This window comes from Pantoea sp. E956-1 (genome assembly GCF_982223955.1).
On sequence record NZ_CEUYZP010000007.1, the window covers coordinates 67,625 to 83,343 of the forward strand.

General features: G+C 50.2%; 13 protein-coding genes and 2 pseudogenes. 3 read left to right on the plus strand and 12 right to left on the minus strand.

From position 1 onward, the window contains the following. Positions 1 to 259: 259 nt before the first annotated feature. Entirely contained in the window at positions 260 to 1,519 is a 1,260-nt protein-coding gene (gene rho / locus AC0T7J_RS17005) for a transcription termination factor Rho (RefSeq protein WP_010257369.1), read from the minus strand. A gap of 352 nt (positions 1,520 to 1,871) precedes the next feature. Then, entirely contained in the window at positions 1,872 to 2,204 is a 333-nt protein-coding gene (gene trxA / locus AC0T7J_RS17010) for a thioredoxin TrxA (protein ID WP_003851963.1), read from the minus strand. A 117-nt stretch (positions 2,205 to 2,321) separates the two neighbouring features. Between trxA and rhlB the strand changes: the two genes are divergently transcribed. Then, on the plus strand, positions 2,322 to 3,614 hold the full coding sequence (rhlB, locus tag AC0T7J_RS17015) for an ATP-dependent RNA helicase RhlB (protein WP_003851965.1): 1,293 nt from the start codon (positions 2,322 to 2,324) through the stop codon (positions 3,612 to 3,614). A 7-nt stretch (positions 3,615 to 3,621) separates the two neighbouring features. Then, the gene (gene gppA, locus AC0T7J_RS17020) at positions 3,622 to 5,109 is read left to right on the plus strand and encodes a guanosine-5'-triphosphate,3'-diphosphate diphosphatase (protein WP_031590309.1); all 1,488 of its coding nucleotides are present in this window, start codon (positions 3,622 to 3,624) and stop codon (positions 5,107 to 5,109) included. Between the two features lie 192 nt (positions 5,110 to 5,301). Here the strand turns inward: gppA and AC0T7J_RS17025 are convergent, their stop codons facing one another. The 9 genes and pseudogenes from AC0T7J_RS17025 to rep all read right to left on the minus strand — a co-directional run bounded on the left by AC0T7J_RS17025 (position 5,302) and on the right by rep (position 13,090). Continuing rightward, positions 5,302 to 5,766 carry a DUF943 family protein gene (locus AC0T7J_RS17025; protein ID WP_191939450.1) on the minus strand — a complete coding sequence of 155 codons (465 nt, stop codon included), beginning with the start codon at positions 5,764 to 5,766 and terminating at the stop codon, positions 5,302 to 5,304. After that, positions 5,756 to 6,556 carry a YPO3983 family protein gene (locus tag AC0T7J_RS17030; RefSeq protein ID WP_473795440.1) on the minus strand — a complete coding sequence of 267 codons (801 nt, stop codon included), beginning with the start codon at positions 6,554 to 6,556 and terminating at the stop codon, positions 5,756 to 5,758. The genes AC0T7J_RS17025 and AC0T7J_RS17030 overlap by 11 nt, the downstream gene beginning before the upstream one ends. Positions 6,557 to 6,989: 433 nt before the next feature. Next, positions 6,990 to 7,438: pseudogene (locus tag AC0T7J_RS17035) on the minus strand (DUF943 family protein). Positions 7,439 to 7,538: 100 nt separating this feature from the next. Further along, a complete protein-coding gene (locus tag AC0T7J_RS17040) occupies positions 7,539 to 8,006 on the minus strand; it encodes a DUF943 family protein (RefSeq protein ID WP_473795442.1) in 468 nt (155 codons plus the stop codon). Further along, entirely contained in the window at positions 8,003 to 8,845 is an 843-nt protein-coding gene (locus AC0T7J_RS17045) for a YPO3983 family protein (RefSeq protein WP_473795444.1), read from the minus strand. The genes AC0T7J_RS17040 and AC0T7J_RS17045 overlap by 4 nt, the downstream gene beginning before the upstream one ends. A 403-nt stretch (positions 8,846 to 9,248) precedes the next feature. Next, positions 9,249 to 9,707, minus strand: coding sequence for a DUF943 family protein (locus AC0T7J_RS17050; protein ID WP_031590313.1), 459 nt, complete (start codon positions 9,705 to 9,707; stop codon positions 9,249 to 9,251). Beyond that, positions 9,697 to 10,542 (minus strand): YPO3983 family protein, encoded by an 846-nt coding sequence (locus AC0T7J_RS17055; RefSeq protein ID WP_473795446.1) that lies wholly within the window; start codon positions 10,540 to 10,542, stop codon positions 9,697 to 9,699. The genes AC0T7J_RS17050 and AC0T7J_RS17055 overlap by 11 nt, the downstream gene beginning before the upstream one ends. 219 nt (positions 10,543 to 10,761) lie before the next feature. Continuing rightward, positions 10,762 to 10,845, minus strand: a pseudogene (locus tag AC0T7J_RS17060) (Arm DNA-binding domain-containing protein); the annotation flags it as partial. Positions 10,846 to 11,068: 223 nt separating this feature from the next. Continuing rightward, positions 11,069 to 13,090: a DNA helicase Rep gene (gene rep, locus AC0T7J_RS17065; protein WP_122459506.1), complete on the minus strand. Its 2,022-nt coding sequence runs from the start codon at positions 13,088 to 13,090 to the stop codon at positions 11,069 to 11,071. A 135-nt stretch (positions 13,091 to 13,225) separates the two neighbouring features. On the opposite strand from rep, the gene ppiC reads away from it, so the two are divergent. Then, on the plus strand, positions 13,226 to 13,447 hold the full coding sequence (gene ppiC / locus AC0T7J_RS17070; RefSeq protein WP_473795625.1) for a peptidylprolyl isomerase PpiC: 222 nt from the start codon (positions 13,226 to 13,228) through the stop codon (positions 13,445 to 13,447). On the opposite strand, the gene AC0T7J_RS17075 is transcribed toward ppiC, so the two are convergent. After that, entirely contained in the window at positions 13,448 to 15,508 is a 2,061-nt protein-coding gene (locus tag AC0T7J_RS17075; RefSeq protein ID WP_473795448.1) for an AsmA family protein, read from the minus strand. Positions 15,509 to 15,719 lie beyond the last annotated feature (211 nt).

The following is a 15,719-nucleotide window of genomic DNA, read 5'->3' on the forward strand; positions in this document are numbered from 1 at the left end:
CGCTCTCAGCTAACATCCCGCACAACAATACGCGAAAAAACGCGCCTATCGCTGTGTCGGATTCCGAATTCTGCATAAAGAGACAGACGAACGGTTAAAAGTTCGCCATCGCTACCACAGTCATTATAAATGCTCCTGCCAGTGTTCAATCCTATAGCTCACAAATGAAAAACGCCACGTTGAGACGTGGCGTGAGGTCGATTTTCTGCGCATCTGGACTAAAAAAGCCGAATCTGAGGTTCGGCCAGGCAGTATCGGATTAAGAACGCTTCATCATATCGAAGAATTCATCATTAGTTTTGGTCATCGCCAGCTTGTTGATGAGGAATTCCATTGCGTCGATTTCGCCCATCGGGTGAATAATCTTACGCAGGATCCACATCTTCTGCAGCTCTTCCTGAGAGGTGAGCAGCTCTTCTTTACGCGTACCAGAGCGATTGTAATCAATCGCAGGGAAGACGCGTTTTTCAGCGATTTTACGGGCGAGATGCAGTTCCATGTTACCGGTACCTTTAAACTCTTCGTAAATCACTTCATCCATCTTCGAACCGGTATCAACCAGCGCGGTCGCGATGATGGTCAGGCTACCGCCCTCTTCCACGTTACGTGCAGCACCAAAGAAACGCTTTGGACGATGCAGGGCGTTGGCATCCACACCACCGGTCAGGACTTTACCTGAAGCAGGAACCACGGTGTTGTAAGCACGTGCCAGACGTGTAATGGAGTCGAGCAGGATGATGACATCTTTTTTGTGCTCAACCAGACGCTTGGCCTTTTCAATCACCATTTCAGCAACCTGAACGTGGCGTGAAGCGGGCTCATCGAAGGTTGAGGCGATAACTTCGCCTTTCACCAGACGCTGCATCTCGGTTACTTCTTCCGGGCGCTCATCGATCAGCAGTACCATCAGGGTACAGTCCGGATAGTTGTGCGCCAGGCTCTGCGCGATGTTCTGCAGCAGCATGGTTTTACCGGCTTTCGGTGGTGCAACAATCAGACCACGCTGGCCACGACCAATTGGCGATGCCAGATCCAGTACGCGAGCAGTTAAATCTTCCGTTGAGCCATTACCCCGCTCCATACGCAGACGTTTATTTGCGTGCAGCGGCGTGAGGTTTTCGAACAGAATCTTATTACGCGCATTTTCCGGCTTGTCGTAGTTAACTTCGTTAACTTTTAGCAGCGCAAAATAACGTTCACCCTCTTTCGGTGGACGGATTTTGCCAGAGATGGTGTCACCAGTGCGGAGGTTGAAGCGGCGGATTTGACTAGGGGAAACGTAGATATCATCAGGGCCGGCGAGGTAGGAGCTGTCTCCGGAACGGAGGAATCCAAATCCATCCTGAAGGATCTCCAGCACGCCATCACCGAAGATGTCTTCGCCGCTTTTCGCGTGCTGCTTCAGGATTGAAAAGATAATGTCCTGCTTGCGCATACGAGCCTGGTTTTCCAGTCCCATATTTTCGCCGAGAGTAACCAGCTCAGCAACCGGCGTATTCTTTAATTCGGTAAGATTCATAGTGATGGGTTCTTAAACTCGGGGTAATACTCGGAATGTTTGTCGTGAATGGTATGGCAACTAATCCATGCCGTTAATGGCTCTTTTCGGCTCTTCCTGACGATCATCGTATGGAATGGCGATCGGTATGCAGGGAGATGTCCGAATGTGATGCCAGAGTTGGAGCTAACCGTAAGATTGCTGAACCGTTCTATCTTTATAAGGTACAGGGCGACAGGGTTCAACAAGGGAAAACTTTTAGATGCTAACTACAAGGTAAGTTCGTAATGCAGTGTTCGTAAATTAGCACGCCTGAAAGCGAACGTCCAGCAGCAGGAGATAAATTCACCACTGCCGGACATTCAGCCCTGAATTACGCCAGATTGGCGTTCAGGAACTCTTTCAGCTGGCCTTTAGACAGCGCGCCCACTTTGGTCGCGGCGACTTCACCATTTTTAAACAGCAGCAGCGTCGGGATACCACGAATGCCATACTTCGGTGCCGTGCCTGGGTTATCATCAATATTCAGCTTAGCGATGGTCAGCTTGCCATCATACTCTTCTGCAACTTCATCAAGGATTGGCGCGATCATTTTGCAAGGACCACACCATTCAGCCCAGAAATCTACCAGTGTAACGCCGTCGGCTTTCAGCACGTCGGTGTCGAAACTGTCATCAGTCAGATGAACGATTTTATCGCTGCTCATGTTTTACTCCACAAGATTATGCCTGGCGAATTGGCGTAAAATATACCAATGTTGGTTGACTTTATTTCATCGGATACGCTTTCGTAAAGCGATAGTAAGCTGATATTCTACCACACTATGAGCAAAACACACTTAACTGAACAGAAGTTTTCCGACTTCGCCCTGCACCCAAAAGTGGTGGAAGCCCTTGATACTAAAGGCTTTCAATACTGCACGCCGATTCAGGCGTTAGCTCTGCCTTTTACGCTTTCAGGGCGTGATGTTGCAGGCCAGGCGCAAACCGGTACCGGCAAAACGATGGCGTTTCTGACGTCAACGTTTCATCATCTTCTCTCTCATCCTGCGGCGGAAGGTCGTCAGGTTAACCAGCCACGGGCACTAATTCTTGCGCCGACGCGTGAACTTGCTGTGCAGATTCATGCAGATGCAGAACCCCTTACCGCCTCAACCGGCCTGAAACTGGGTCTCGCCTATGGCGGAGACGGTTATGACAAACAGCTGAAAGTGCTGGAGCAGGGCGTTGATATTCTGGTGGCTACCACCGGTCGCCTGATCGACTACGCGAAACAGAATCACGTTAACCTCGGTGCTATTCAGGTCATGGTGCTGGACGAAGCCGATCGAATGTTCGATCTCGGCTTTATTAAAGATATTCGCTGGCTGTTCCGTCGCATGCCGCCGGCGACTCAGCGTCTGAGCATGCTGTTCTCGGCGACCCTCTCCTACCGTGTCCGTGAACTGGCATTCGAGCACATGAACAGTGCTGAATATGTGGAAGTGGAACCGGAACAGAAAACCGGCCATCGCATTCAGGAAGAGCTTTTCTATCCGTCTAACGAAGAGAAAATGCGCCTGTTGCAGACCCTGCTGGAAGAAGAGTGGCCAGATCGCGCCATTATTTTCGCCAATACCAAGCACCGCTGTGAAGATGTCTGGGGCCACCTGGCTGCCGATGGACATCGTGTCGGCCTGCTGACCGGCGACGTTGCGCAGAAGAAGCGCCTGCGCATTCTGGATGACTTCACCAAAGGTGATGTGGATATTCTGGTCGCCACTGACGTGGCTGCTCGCGGTCTGCACATCCCGGCTGTTACCCACGTCTTTAACTACGATCTGCCAGACGACTGTGAAGATTACGTTCACCGTATTGGCCGTACCGGTCGTGCGGGCGCCAGCGGTCATTCAATCAGCCTGGCCTGTGAAGAGTACGCGCTGAATCTGCCTTCGATTGAAGAGTACATCGGCCACAGCATCCCGGTCAGCAAGTACAGCAGCGAAGCGTTGTTAACGGATTTACCGCCGCCTAAGCGTCTGCAACGCAGCCGTTCCGGCAATGGCCCGCGTCGCGGAGGGAATAACGCCAATCGTCGCGGTGCTCCACGCAACAACAACCGTAAACGTTCAGGTTAAGGCCACCATGCTAAGCGCATCGTCACTTTATGCAGCGATTGATTTAGGGTCTAACAGCTTTCATATGTTGGTGGTGCGCGAGGTCTCTGGCAGTATCCAGACCGTTGCAAAAATTAAGCGCAAGGTTCGCCTTGCTGCCGGTCTGGATAAAAATAACCTGTTGTCAGCCGACGCGATGTCGCGGGGCTGGCAATGCCTCAGACTGTTCTCTGAACAACTGCAGGATATTCCCCCCGATCAGATTCGCGTGGTGGCGACCGCCACGCTGCGTCTGGCTGCCAATGCGCAGACCTTCCTCGACACCGCCCAACAGATCCTTGGCTGTACCATCAACGTCATCAGCGGTGAAGAAGAGGCGCGCCTGATTTATCAGGGCGTGGCCCACACCACCGGCGGTTCCGACCAGCGTTTAGTGGTCGATATCGGCGGCGGCAGCACCGAGCTGGCTACCGGCGATGGTTCGCACGCGTCGGTGTTGTTCAGTCTGTCGATGGGCTGTGTGACATGGCTGGAGCGCTTCTTCAGCGATCGTCATCTGGCAAAAGAGAACTTTGACCAGGCCGAGCTGGCGGCACGTGAGATGATCCAGCCCATTGCAGCGCAGCTGCGTGAGCAGGGCTGGCAGGCCTGTGTTGGTGCTTCAGGCACGGTTCAGGCGCTGCAGGAGATCATGGTGGCGCAGGGCATGGATGAGCGCATCACGCTGAATAAGCTGCAGCAGCTGAAGCAGCGCGCCATTCAGTGCGGCAAACTGGAAGAGCTGGAAATCGAAGGATTGACGCTGGAGCGGGCGCTGGTGTTCCCCAGCGGCCTGTCGATTCTGATCGCCATCTTCCAGGAGCTCAGTATCGATAGCATGACGCTGGCGGGCGGCGCACTGCGTGAAGGACTGGTCTACGGCATGCTGCATCTGCCCATCGACCGGGATATCCGTACCCGTACGCTACACAACGTCCAGCGCCGTTTCAGCATTGATGTTGAGCAGGCGGATCGCGTGCGTCAGCTGGCGGAGAGCTTTTTCCGTCAGGTTTCCACGTTGTGGAAGCTGGATCAGCGCTGTCGTGAGTTGCTGCTCAGCGCCTGCGCGATTCACGAAATCGGCCTGAGCGTTGACTTCCGTCATGCGCCGCAGCATGCGGCGTATCTGGTGCGTCACCTCGATCTTCCTGGTTTCACACCGGCGCAGAAGAAGCTGCTGGCCTGTTTACTGCAAAACCAGAGCGGCAGCATCGATCTGGCTTTGCTGACTCAGCAGAATGCCCTGCCGCCGCGGCTGGCGGAACGGATGTGCCGTCTGCTCCGGCTGGCGATTATTTTCTCCACCCGTCGTCGCGATGACACCCTGCCTGCGGTGCGGCTACAGGCAGACGATGATGCCCTGCATCTGACCCTGCCCGCGGGCTGGCTGGAGGCCCATCCGTTGCGCAGTGAGCTGCTGGAGCAGGAAAGCCACTATCAGTCTTACGTCCACTGGTTATTAACGCTGCAGGAATAAACCCTGAAGTGAGTGGCATGGAAATAACTACGATGTAATCGTTATCTATTTTCAATGCCCCTGAGGCAGGCGGTTAGGCATTGCCGCTTTTCTCTGCTTCGGGATAGCCTGCTGAGCATTTTGCTGCTTATGTATGACTGGTGCAAGCCGGGTAGGGGATGCTTTATTGCTGTCTCTACGTCTGAAGTAAATCTAATCGGTTCCGTCTTTTACTATCTTACCGTCTTTCTTCATGCGATATATTTCATTATTCGTTGTAAAAGAGAGCCCCCTATTCCTGCCATAGCTGACAATAAAAACTTTATCTTTTTCTATACAGTTCCTTGGTGGTTTCATGTCTTCAAAGCAAAGTCTGTCGTACTTACCTTCTTCTTTATAACCATCACCAAAAGCCCAAAAGACAACAGTAAAAAAACCATCAGCATCAGGCCTGGGGACTTCATACCTTTCTTTGAGCATATCCTTGTTTTCCTCCCACCAATTTATTCTTCCTTGATCCGTAAAAGGAAATTTTCTCACTAAAATATAGCTGTGATTACCATTCTCGTGTACAGCGACGATTTCCATCGTACGCAGTGACAGCCAGAGTATGCATGCCAGTAGCAGCAAAGCGAAGAATGACAGCGCGAATAGTACTGTCTTATGTTTAACTTTCATTACGAAATCCGGTAATTTCTACAGCCGCCTCCATATTAGTCATGAACGGTCTGAAGCCAAACTGATTGTACCGCTGGATAACAAACCAGATACGGAAAAAATGGAACTGACTAAATTTTGTTTTCAGTATATCCTCGCTGTCGAGGCCAAAGTGATCCTGTACCTTGTAATGCACCACTGCCCGGTATCGATCATTTTCAATATTTAGGGATTTAAGGGTGATGTATGTTGCCCAGGTATCATGAACGGAGATACCCATACCGTTATAATTATCCTGAAATCTGTCAAACCTGGGCAATCGTCCCTCAGTAATAGCTTTTGTTAGTTCGCCTTTTTGCCTGATTGGGTAGTATTTTTTACCCCAATCGATATAGGTATCAAAAATCTCTTTCAATAACAGATATGTACTATTTTCCTGTGAGTTATCTCTGATAATATGTTCCTTTAAAGCCTCATCCAGCGCCATATCCCGAAACGGCTTACCGTTGCCGTTCTGCATGTGAGTGATCATTTTTTCGATCAGATGACTGTATGGCCCGTAAAGGGAAAACTGACGGGATAATGAGCGGAATTCATCAAACAGTATTGCGGTGCACTGCTGGCGGGTGATCTTTTCACCCTGGCCGCGCAGATTACAGCAGAACATGGACTGAGGACGATCCATTGAAGAACGCCGGGTGAGCGAGGAAGGAGCAACCCGGTCAGATATATAGCCCAGTCCGTATTGGAATTTTAGCTCTGCTTCTGTCAGATCGCCGCATTGCATATCACTGGCGCTGTAGTCGTCCATCCATTTCTGGGTTTTGAATAGAGTGCAGGGAACTGTAGTGCGGTCATCGTGACACATTCCTTGTGCTATCATCGGTTGAGCTTTTAAAAGAGAATAATATGCGGTGGCAGGCGGGAGTGTAAACGTTGTACAGTCGTGATCGCATTTTGTGCACTATCCGGGCCGGGTTCATATAATCGGCGCACTGCGCTTACAGTTTACAACCAGAACGCGATATAACATCTTTCAGACTTTCAGTGATGGCCTGCGTCTGGAACTCAGTATTATCGATCCGCATATCTGTATACTGCGAAACCTGCCGGGAGGGTGTTGAGGCAGGCGATAAGGCATTGCCGCTTTTCTCTCCTTCGGGATAGCATCCTGAGCATTTTGCTACTTATGCATAGCTGGTGCAGGAGATGATTGTATTGCTGTCTCTTCGCGTGGAGCAAACCTAATCGGAAGCGGCTTTTATAATGTAACCATTATGGTCTAAGCGATAATCATCACCATCGTACACGGTAAAGATTACGCCCATATTTCTGCTTTTATCGACAGAAAAAACAGCATCTTTTTCTATGCAGTTTACTTTTGTCTTCATATCATCAAAACAAAGCCTGTCATATTTCCCATCTTTCTTATATCCTTCTCCAAACAACCAAAAAGTTACATAAAAGTCACCCTCTGAATCAGGGTTGGGAATACCATATTTATTTTTATCCACCAGTTAATTTTCCCTTTATCAGTCGGCGGGAAACTCGTGACTAAAACATCGCTGAAACCACGACTTCGATGATGAATGGCGACAATTTCCACTGGACGCAGAGATAACCAAAACCAGTAGCAAGGGAACAAACAGCCAGCCAGAAAGAGCAGAACAATAGTGGTGTTTTTCACTATCATTAACGACCCCCCAAAATTTCCATGGCAGTCTCTATACTGGTCATGAATGGCTTTAAGCCAGACTGGTTTTATTGCTTTCTTTACATGAGGGGCGCAGAGATTACTCATCTTTAATTTTTATTATCTTACCCTCTTTATTCATACGGTATTCGCCATCATTTACTGTAAATATAGTGCCTCTGTTTTTGCTGGAACTGATCGAAAAAACCCTATCTTTCTCAATGCAGTTTACAGGAGGGGACATATCAACAAAGCAAAGCCTGTCATATTTTCCTTCCTCTTTATACCCCTCGCCAAATATCCAGAAGGTTGTATAAAAATAGCCATTTCTTTCAGGCATTGGAATGTCATATTTATCTTTTAACATATCCTTGTTTTTTAACCACCAGTTGATTTTTCCTTTATCAGTCGGCGGAAAATTGGTGACCAGAACATCACTAAAACCACTACTTCTGTGATGAACATCTATGATCTTCACAGGACGAAGAAACAACCAAAGCCAATAGCTAAGTAGCACACAACCAGCCAGAAAGAGCGAAATTATAGTTTTCTTGTATTTCGCTATCATTTGCGAGTTCCTGTGATTTGTATGGTGGCTTCCATATTGGTCATGAAAGGCTTGAAGCCAAAATGATTATATCGCTGGAGAACAAACCAGATGCGGAAGAAGTGGAACTGGCTGAACTTTGTTTTCAGAATGTCATCACTATCCAGACCAAAATGATCCTGAACTTTATAATGCACCACTGCTCGGAAACGATCATTTTCAATATGCAGGGAGTTTAGGGTGATGTGTGTTGCCCAGGTATCATGAACGGTAATATCCATACCGTTAAAATTATCCTGAAGTCTATTGAATTTAGGCAATTTACCCCCTGATATGGCTTCATACAGATTTGCCTTCTCAATAGATAAATAAATTTTATTTTTCCAGTCTATATTGTCTTCAAACGCTTTCTGCAATAAAACATGTGTACTATTTTCCTGTGACTTATCGCTGAGAATTTGTTCTTTTAACGCCCCATCCAGCGCCATATTCCGAAACGGCTTACCGTTACCATTTTGCATATGGGTGATCATCTTTTCGATCAGATGACTGTATGGCCCGTAAAGGGAAAACTGACGGGATAACAAGCGGAATTCATCAAACAGCATTGAGGCGCACTGCTGATGAGAAATCTTTTCACCCTGGCCGCGCAGATTACAGCAGAACATGGACTGAGGACGATCCATTGAAGAGCGTCGGGTCAGCGTGTAAGGATCAACCCGGTCAGAAATATAGCCCAGCCCGTAATGGGATTTTAGCGCCGCTTCTGTCAGATCGGCGCATTGCATATCACTGGCGCTGTAGTCGTCCATCCATTTCTGGGTTTTGAATAGGGTGCAGGGAAATTGTAATGCGACCATCCGTATACATTCCTTGTATTATCGTCCGTTGGGGCCTTAACGAGAATAATACGTGGAAGCAGACGGGAGTGTAAATATTGTACAGCAATGATCGCATTTTATGCATCATTTATGCCGGGTTCACATAATCGGTGCACTTCGCTTACCGTCTATTACCAGAATGCTATATGACATATTTCCGACTTTCAGTGATTGCCTGCGTTTGGATCTCGATATTGTCGATCCGCATATCTGTATACTGTGAAACCTGCCGGGATCGGTGTTGAGGCAGGCGGTAAGGCATTGCCGCTCTTCTCTCCGTCCGGGATAGCATCCTGAGCATTTTGCTAATTCCGCTTTGCTGGGGCAAGGTTGTGTAGAGCGAATGATTGTATTGTTGTCCTCACACGAGGGGGCAGCTTTATTAACGATGAACTTTCGTTATCTCTCCGTTGTTCTTCAATTTATAGCGTCCTTCGTAAGTGATAAATATCTCTCTTTCATAGTTATATCTTTTTATAGTCAATAATGGTTCTTTATTGATGCAATTCATTTTCGTTTTCATATCATCGAAACATAATCTGTCGTATTTATCTTCTTTATACCCATCACCAAAATTCCAAAAAGTAACATCATAGCCACCATATGCGGCGGGCTTTGGAATATCATAGCGATTTTTGAATATGTCTTTATTCTTCAACCACCAATCTATTTTACCTTTATCCGTAATTGGGAATTTTTTCACTAAAACAAAGCTGTAGTTACCGTCCTCGTGGACTGCAATAACTTCTATCGGTCGTGAGGAAAACCAAAAAAAATAGCCTATTAACGCGCAACTGGTTATAATAAGAGCCAACACATTTTTTTTAAGGTTACTTTTCATCACGGCCACCGGAAACTTCTACAGTAGCCGCCATATTGGTCATGAACGGCTTAAAACCAAACTGATTGTATCGCTGGAGCACAAACCAGATTCGGAAGAAATGGAACTGACAGAATTTTCTTTTCAGTATATCCTCGCTGTCGAGGCCAAAGTGATCCTGTACCTTGTAATGCACCACTGCCCTGTAACGATCATTTTCAATATGCACTGAATTTAGGGTAATATGTGTTACCCAGGTATCATGGACGGTAATCCCCATGCCATTATAATTATCCTGGAATCTGTCAAACTTAGGTAGTTTGCCACCAGATATTGCTTTACGTAATTCGTCTTTCTTTTCTATTGGATAGGTATTTTCTTTCCAGTTAATATAGTTTTTAATTACTTCATTTATTCGCAGCAATGTACTATTTTCACTTTTTTCATTAAGAATCTGCTCCTTTAAAGCCCCATCCAGCGCCATATCCCGAAACGGCTTACCGTTACCATTTTGCATATGAGTGATCATCTTTTCGATTAAATGACTGTATGGCCCGTAAAGGGAAAACTGACGGGATAACAAGCGGAATTCATCAAACAGCATTGAGGCGCACTGCTGCCGGGTAATCTTTTCACCCTGGCCGCGCAGATTACAGCAGAACATGGACTGAGGACGATCCATTGAAGAGCGTCGGGTCAGCGTGTAAGGATCAACCCGGTCAGAAATATAGCCCAGCCCGTAATGGGATTTTAGCGCCGCTTCTGTCAGATCGGCGCATTGCATATCACTGGCGCTGTAGTCGTCCATCCATTTCTGGGTTTTGAATAGGGTGCAGGGAAATTGTAATGCGACCATCCGTATACATTCCTTGTATTATCGTCCGTTGCGTCCTTAGCAGAGAATAATACGTGGAAGCAGACGGGAGTGTAAATATTGAACAGCCCTGTTCGCATTTTACGCATCATTTGTGCCGTGTTGCCACAATCGGCGCACTGCGCTTACCGTCTATTACCAGAATGCTATATGACATATTTTCGAGTCTCAGGTATGGCTTTCTCTGGTCAGGGAACTAAAGAGGTACAATCCCATGTCATCAGCAAGTTTATAAGCTTTGCCTTTAGGCTTGCATGTCTCTACCTGTCGTGCAGTTAATTTTATCTCAGGGTCAGTTTTTATATCGAACCAGAGCGCCCCGGTCATGACCCTTAATATAGGCGAATTACAATAGACGTTAAAAAATTTACAGCCACTGTAAAGCCGCATGGTTAAAGGTTAATTTTAATTTTCATCAGATCTTCTGAAAGTGAAAATAGTTGCGGTAGGTGTTCCCTGTCGTAATTACCGTCGCGTGAGGCGAATCTCCTTCGCCTCCTGCACTGGTTTAACTCTTTTTCGCCTTATCCAGCATCGCTCTCAGACCGGCCACCCGGCTCTGACCGGTTTTCATCCGCTCCTCCGCACTGACCACTTTGCGCTCGGTTTCCCATTGCAGATCGTCCTGCGGCAGCTCCAGCAGAAAACGGCTCGGCTCCGGCCGGATTAATTCGCCATATTGCCGGCGTTCGCGACACAGGGTAAAGGTCAGCTCTTTCTGCGCCCGCGTGATCCCCACGTAGGCCAGGCGACGCTCCTCTTCGATATTATTTTCATCGATACTGCTCTGATGCGGTAACAGCCCCTCCTCCATGCCCACCAGGAACACATAGGGGAACTCCAGCCCTTTGGAGGCGTGCAGCGTCATCAGCTGCACCTGATCCAGCTCTTCATCGCTTTCACCGCGCTCCATCATGTCGCGCAGGGTAAAGCGCGTCACCACCTGCGCCAGCGTCATCGGCTCATCGATATCGCTGCCCTCCAGCATTTCGGTCATCCACTGAAACAGCGTGTTGACGTTCTTCATCCGCATCTCTGCGGCTTTCGGGCTGCCGGAGGTTTCGAACAGCCAGCTCTCGTAGTCGATGCCGCGAATCAAATCACGCACCGCGTTCACCGGCTCACGTTCGGTCAGCTGGATAATCTCATTCAGCCAGTGGGTAAACCGCTGCAGATGCTCCAGACCGCGGCCACTCAGCGTCTGCCCCAGACCGACATCAAAACTGGCGTTAAACAGGCTCTTGCTGCGCAGGTTGGCCCACTCACCGAGCTTCTGCAGCGTGGTCGGGCCAATCTCACGGCGCGGCGTATTGACGATGCGCAGAAACGCGCTGTCATCCTCAGGATTGGTCAGCACGCGCAGATAGGCAAGCAGATCTTTGATCTCTGGCCGTGAGAAGAACGAGGTACCGCCAGAGATGCGATAAGGGATGCGGTTCTGCATCAGAAACTTTTCAAAGGTCCGGGACTGATGGTTGCCACGATAAAGAATGGCGTAATCTTTGTACTGCGTCCGGTTGATAAAGTGATGCGCGATCAGCTCGCCGGTGACCCGCTCCGCTTCATGCTCTTCGCTGTTGGCAGTGAGCACCTTCAGCTCGCTGCCCTGCCCCAGCTCCGAAAACAGCCGCTTCTCAAAGACGTGCGGGTTATTGGCAATCAGGATATTTGCCGCTTTCAGTATGCGCTGCGAAGAGCGGTAGTTCTGCTCCAGCTTCACTACCTCCAGCGCCGGGAAATCCTGATTCAGCAGCACCAGATTCTGCGGGCGTGCGCCGCGCCAGGAGTAGATAGACTGATCATCATCGCCCACCACCGTGAAGCGCGCCCGCGCGCCCACCAGCAGCTTAACCAGTTCATACTGGCTGGTGTTGGTGTCCTGATACTCATCCACCAGCAGATAGCGGATACGCTGCTGCCAGCGTTCACGCACCTCCTGATTACGCTGCAGCAGCAGGGTCGGCAGCAGAATCAAATCGTCGAAATCGAGCACGTTGCACGACTTAAGATGCTGGCTGTAGAGGGCGTAGCAGTGAGCAAAAATATTATCCTGCTGCGATCGCGCCAGCGCGGCGGCGCCCTGCGGATCGATCAGATCATTTTTCCAGTTCGAGATGGTGGAGATGAGCTGCTGTAGCAGCGTCTTATCCTCTTCCAGCCACTCTTTTGTCAGCTCTTTCAGCAAGGCGAGCTGATCCTGATCGTCGAACAGCGAGAAGTTTGACTTCATGCCCAGCGCCGCGGTTTCGCGTTTGATGATCTCCAGTCCCAGCGTATGGAAGGTGGAGATCAGCAAACCGCGTGCCTCTTTGCGGCCCAGCGTCTGCGCCACACGCTCTTTCATTTCACGCGAGGCTTTATTGGTAAAGGTCACCGCGGCGATATGGCGCGCCTGATAGCCGCATTCACGGATCAGATGGGCGATTTTATTGGTAATCACGCGGGTTTTGCCCGATCCCGCGCCCGCCAGCACCAGACAGGGACCGGTAACAAATTCGACGGCACGTTGTTGGCTGGGGTTTAAACGCATAGGAGAAATCGCCTGATTGAATCAAAAGAAAGGGGTTTATACTGGGCGGCAATTATACACAACCGAGATACCAACATGGCGAAAACCGCGGCGGCTTTACACATCCTGGTCAAAGAGGAAGCGCTGGCACAATAGATTCTGGCGAAACTGGCGAAGGGTGGCAATTTCCAGCAGCTGGCAAAGAAGCACTCAACCTGTCCTTCTGGCCGGAATGGCGGCGATCTGGGCGAGTTCCGGCAGGGACAGATGGTGCCGGCTTTTGATAAAGCGGTCTTTACCTGCCCGCTGCTGACGCCTTACGGGCCGGTAAAGACCGGCTTTGGTTATCACATTATCAAAGTGCTCTATCGCAACTAGTTACTTCTTCTGCTTCATCTGCTGCAGGACGGTGCTGCACTGGTTGTCTTCGTTATCACTTGGAGAGATCAGTGCCAGCAGCGCCGCCGCCGGGCCCACTACTGCGCCCAGTGCCACGGCTGCGGCACCACGTGCCAGCAGTGGCCCCGTTTTCACGCCCGCATCAGGATTTTTAAAGGTGCCGCGCACGTAGAGCGGGGAGCGCAGCGTGACGATGCGGACGCCCTTACTCTCCGGATTCACCGACAGATCCAGCCGCTCACTGGCGAAGTTCGCATTGCCTGACACATTGATAATCGCGTTCTCGGTATCAAATACAAACAGGTTAGGCGTCGCCACACCGTTCTGCAGTTTGAGATCGGTGGCGGCGCAGTTGATGCGCACCTGGTCATCGCCAAACAGTTTGCCCACCACGTAGTTACCGACGTTGAGTCCGGCAATTTCCATCAGGCTGCGGCTGATCAGACCATCATTCATCAGCAGCTTAAGTTGCCCGTTGCTGGTCGCCAGCAGATCGGCTATGGAGTTACCGGTACCGGTAAAGCTGGCATCGCCATTAAGCTGTCCACGGCTGTTCTTCATCGCCTCCACATTCGGGAAGAGCTGACGCAGCTGCAGCTTACGGACATGAAGATCAACCCGACCACGCATCGGCGAGTGATCGCCCTCCAGCCGGATGGTGCTGTTGAGCGCGCCGCCCGCCACACCAAAGCGCAGCGGGTCCAGCAACAGATCACCGTTTTTCAGCTGTAAATGGGTATAGAGATCGCTTAACGGCAGTGAATTACTGTGCTCGATCCGTTTGCCGCTGAACTTCACGTCGGCATCCATCACGTCCCAGTTTTTGGTATCGAATTTATCGTGTGGCAGCACGCGGTCGGCGGGCTGATTCGATTTCTCACCGCGCCGGGCTTTGGCCTGCGCCGTTTTTTCACTGCCTTTGCCAGAGTCGACGCCAATTAGCGGCCCCAGATCGGCCATGCGCAGTTGCTCAGAGGTCAGCTCGCCGCTGAGTGTCGGGCGGGGTTTAACCTGACTGTAGATTAGCGAGCCATGAATATCGCTGTCGCCAATATGTCCGTTGAATTTCTCATAGCGGTAGACCGCGCCCTTTTCGCCGCTGAATTTAGCAATCAGATGGCCGTCGGTTTCATAAGGTGGCGTGTCAGGCAGCAGGACGCCGGTCAGGCCATAGAGATTCGCCAGCGTATCGCCCGAGAAGCGCAGTCGCACGTTAAGCCCGCCGAGGTTCATCGGATCCTGCAGACCGCCGGTTACCTGAACGCGCGTGGTGCCGTTGCGGAGATCGGCCTCAATCGGGAACGGGGTGTTCTGACTGCGCAGTGAAAGCATGCCGCCAATCTTACCGTCGCCGCTGAGTGACTCATTGTTATAAGTGCCCTTCGCCTGCCAGCCAAAGACGAAGTCGCCTGCGCCCTTCTGCTGGTCATTGCCTCCGGCAATCTGCGTATATGGCACCGGTTTACCCAGCGGATTAACCTGCACCGTGACATCTGCGCGGTTAATGGCGTCGCGATAACGAATCTGGCCCTGATCGAACAGAATATTATCCAGACGGAATGACCAGGCCGATGGCGCAGCATTCTTCTCATCCTTGTCGCTATCGGCAAGCGTAAAGGTCCAGTTGTTCTTTTTATCCGCGGTCTGGATCAGACGCGCATCCGGCCGCTGCAATTTAATCCACGGGATGAACAGTTCTTTGTGCAGCAGCGACAGCGGTGACAATGTGGCATCGACCCGCTGCAGATGTACCATGGTGACGTCAGCAATGTCAGGCGGATTCCCCAGCATGATATCTTCCGCATGGATCTGCGGCCACGGCACCCAGCGCCGCCAGCCTGCCTCGTCGCGATTTCGTGCCCAGTCGATACCCAGATCCCCGCGAATTGCAAAGGGCCGATTGAGTTCGGTTGAGACTTTCTGATTGATGGTGGGCTTCAGGCGATTCCAGTCAAAGGTCGCGATGACGACGATAATCACCACGATCAACAACACCAGAATTCCTGCTACCCAGCTGACTATTTTCCCGGTACGCGACATTACGCTTTCTCCTTGCACATTCACGGTCTGCGTTAAAGATAGTCGAGACCGCGGGCAACGGCATCAGGGAAGCGGGAGAGTAAGATGATTCAATTCAGAAAAGGGGGTTTCTCAGCCATTTCGTGAGCATAAGCGGTAAAAAAAGCCGACATTCCCGGCGTTTATTCCCCAGACCGGGGCTAATCGCCACCTTTAAAGGTAAATTAAAACA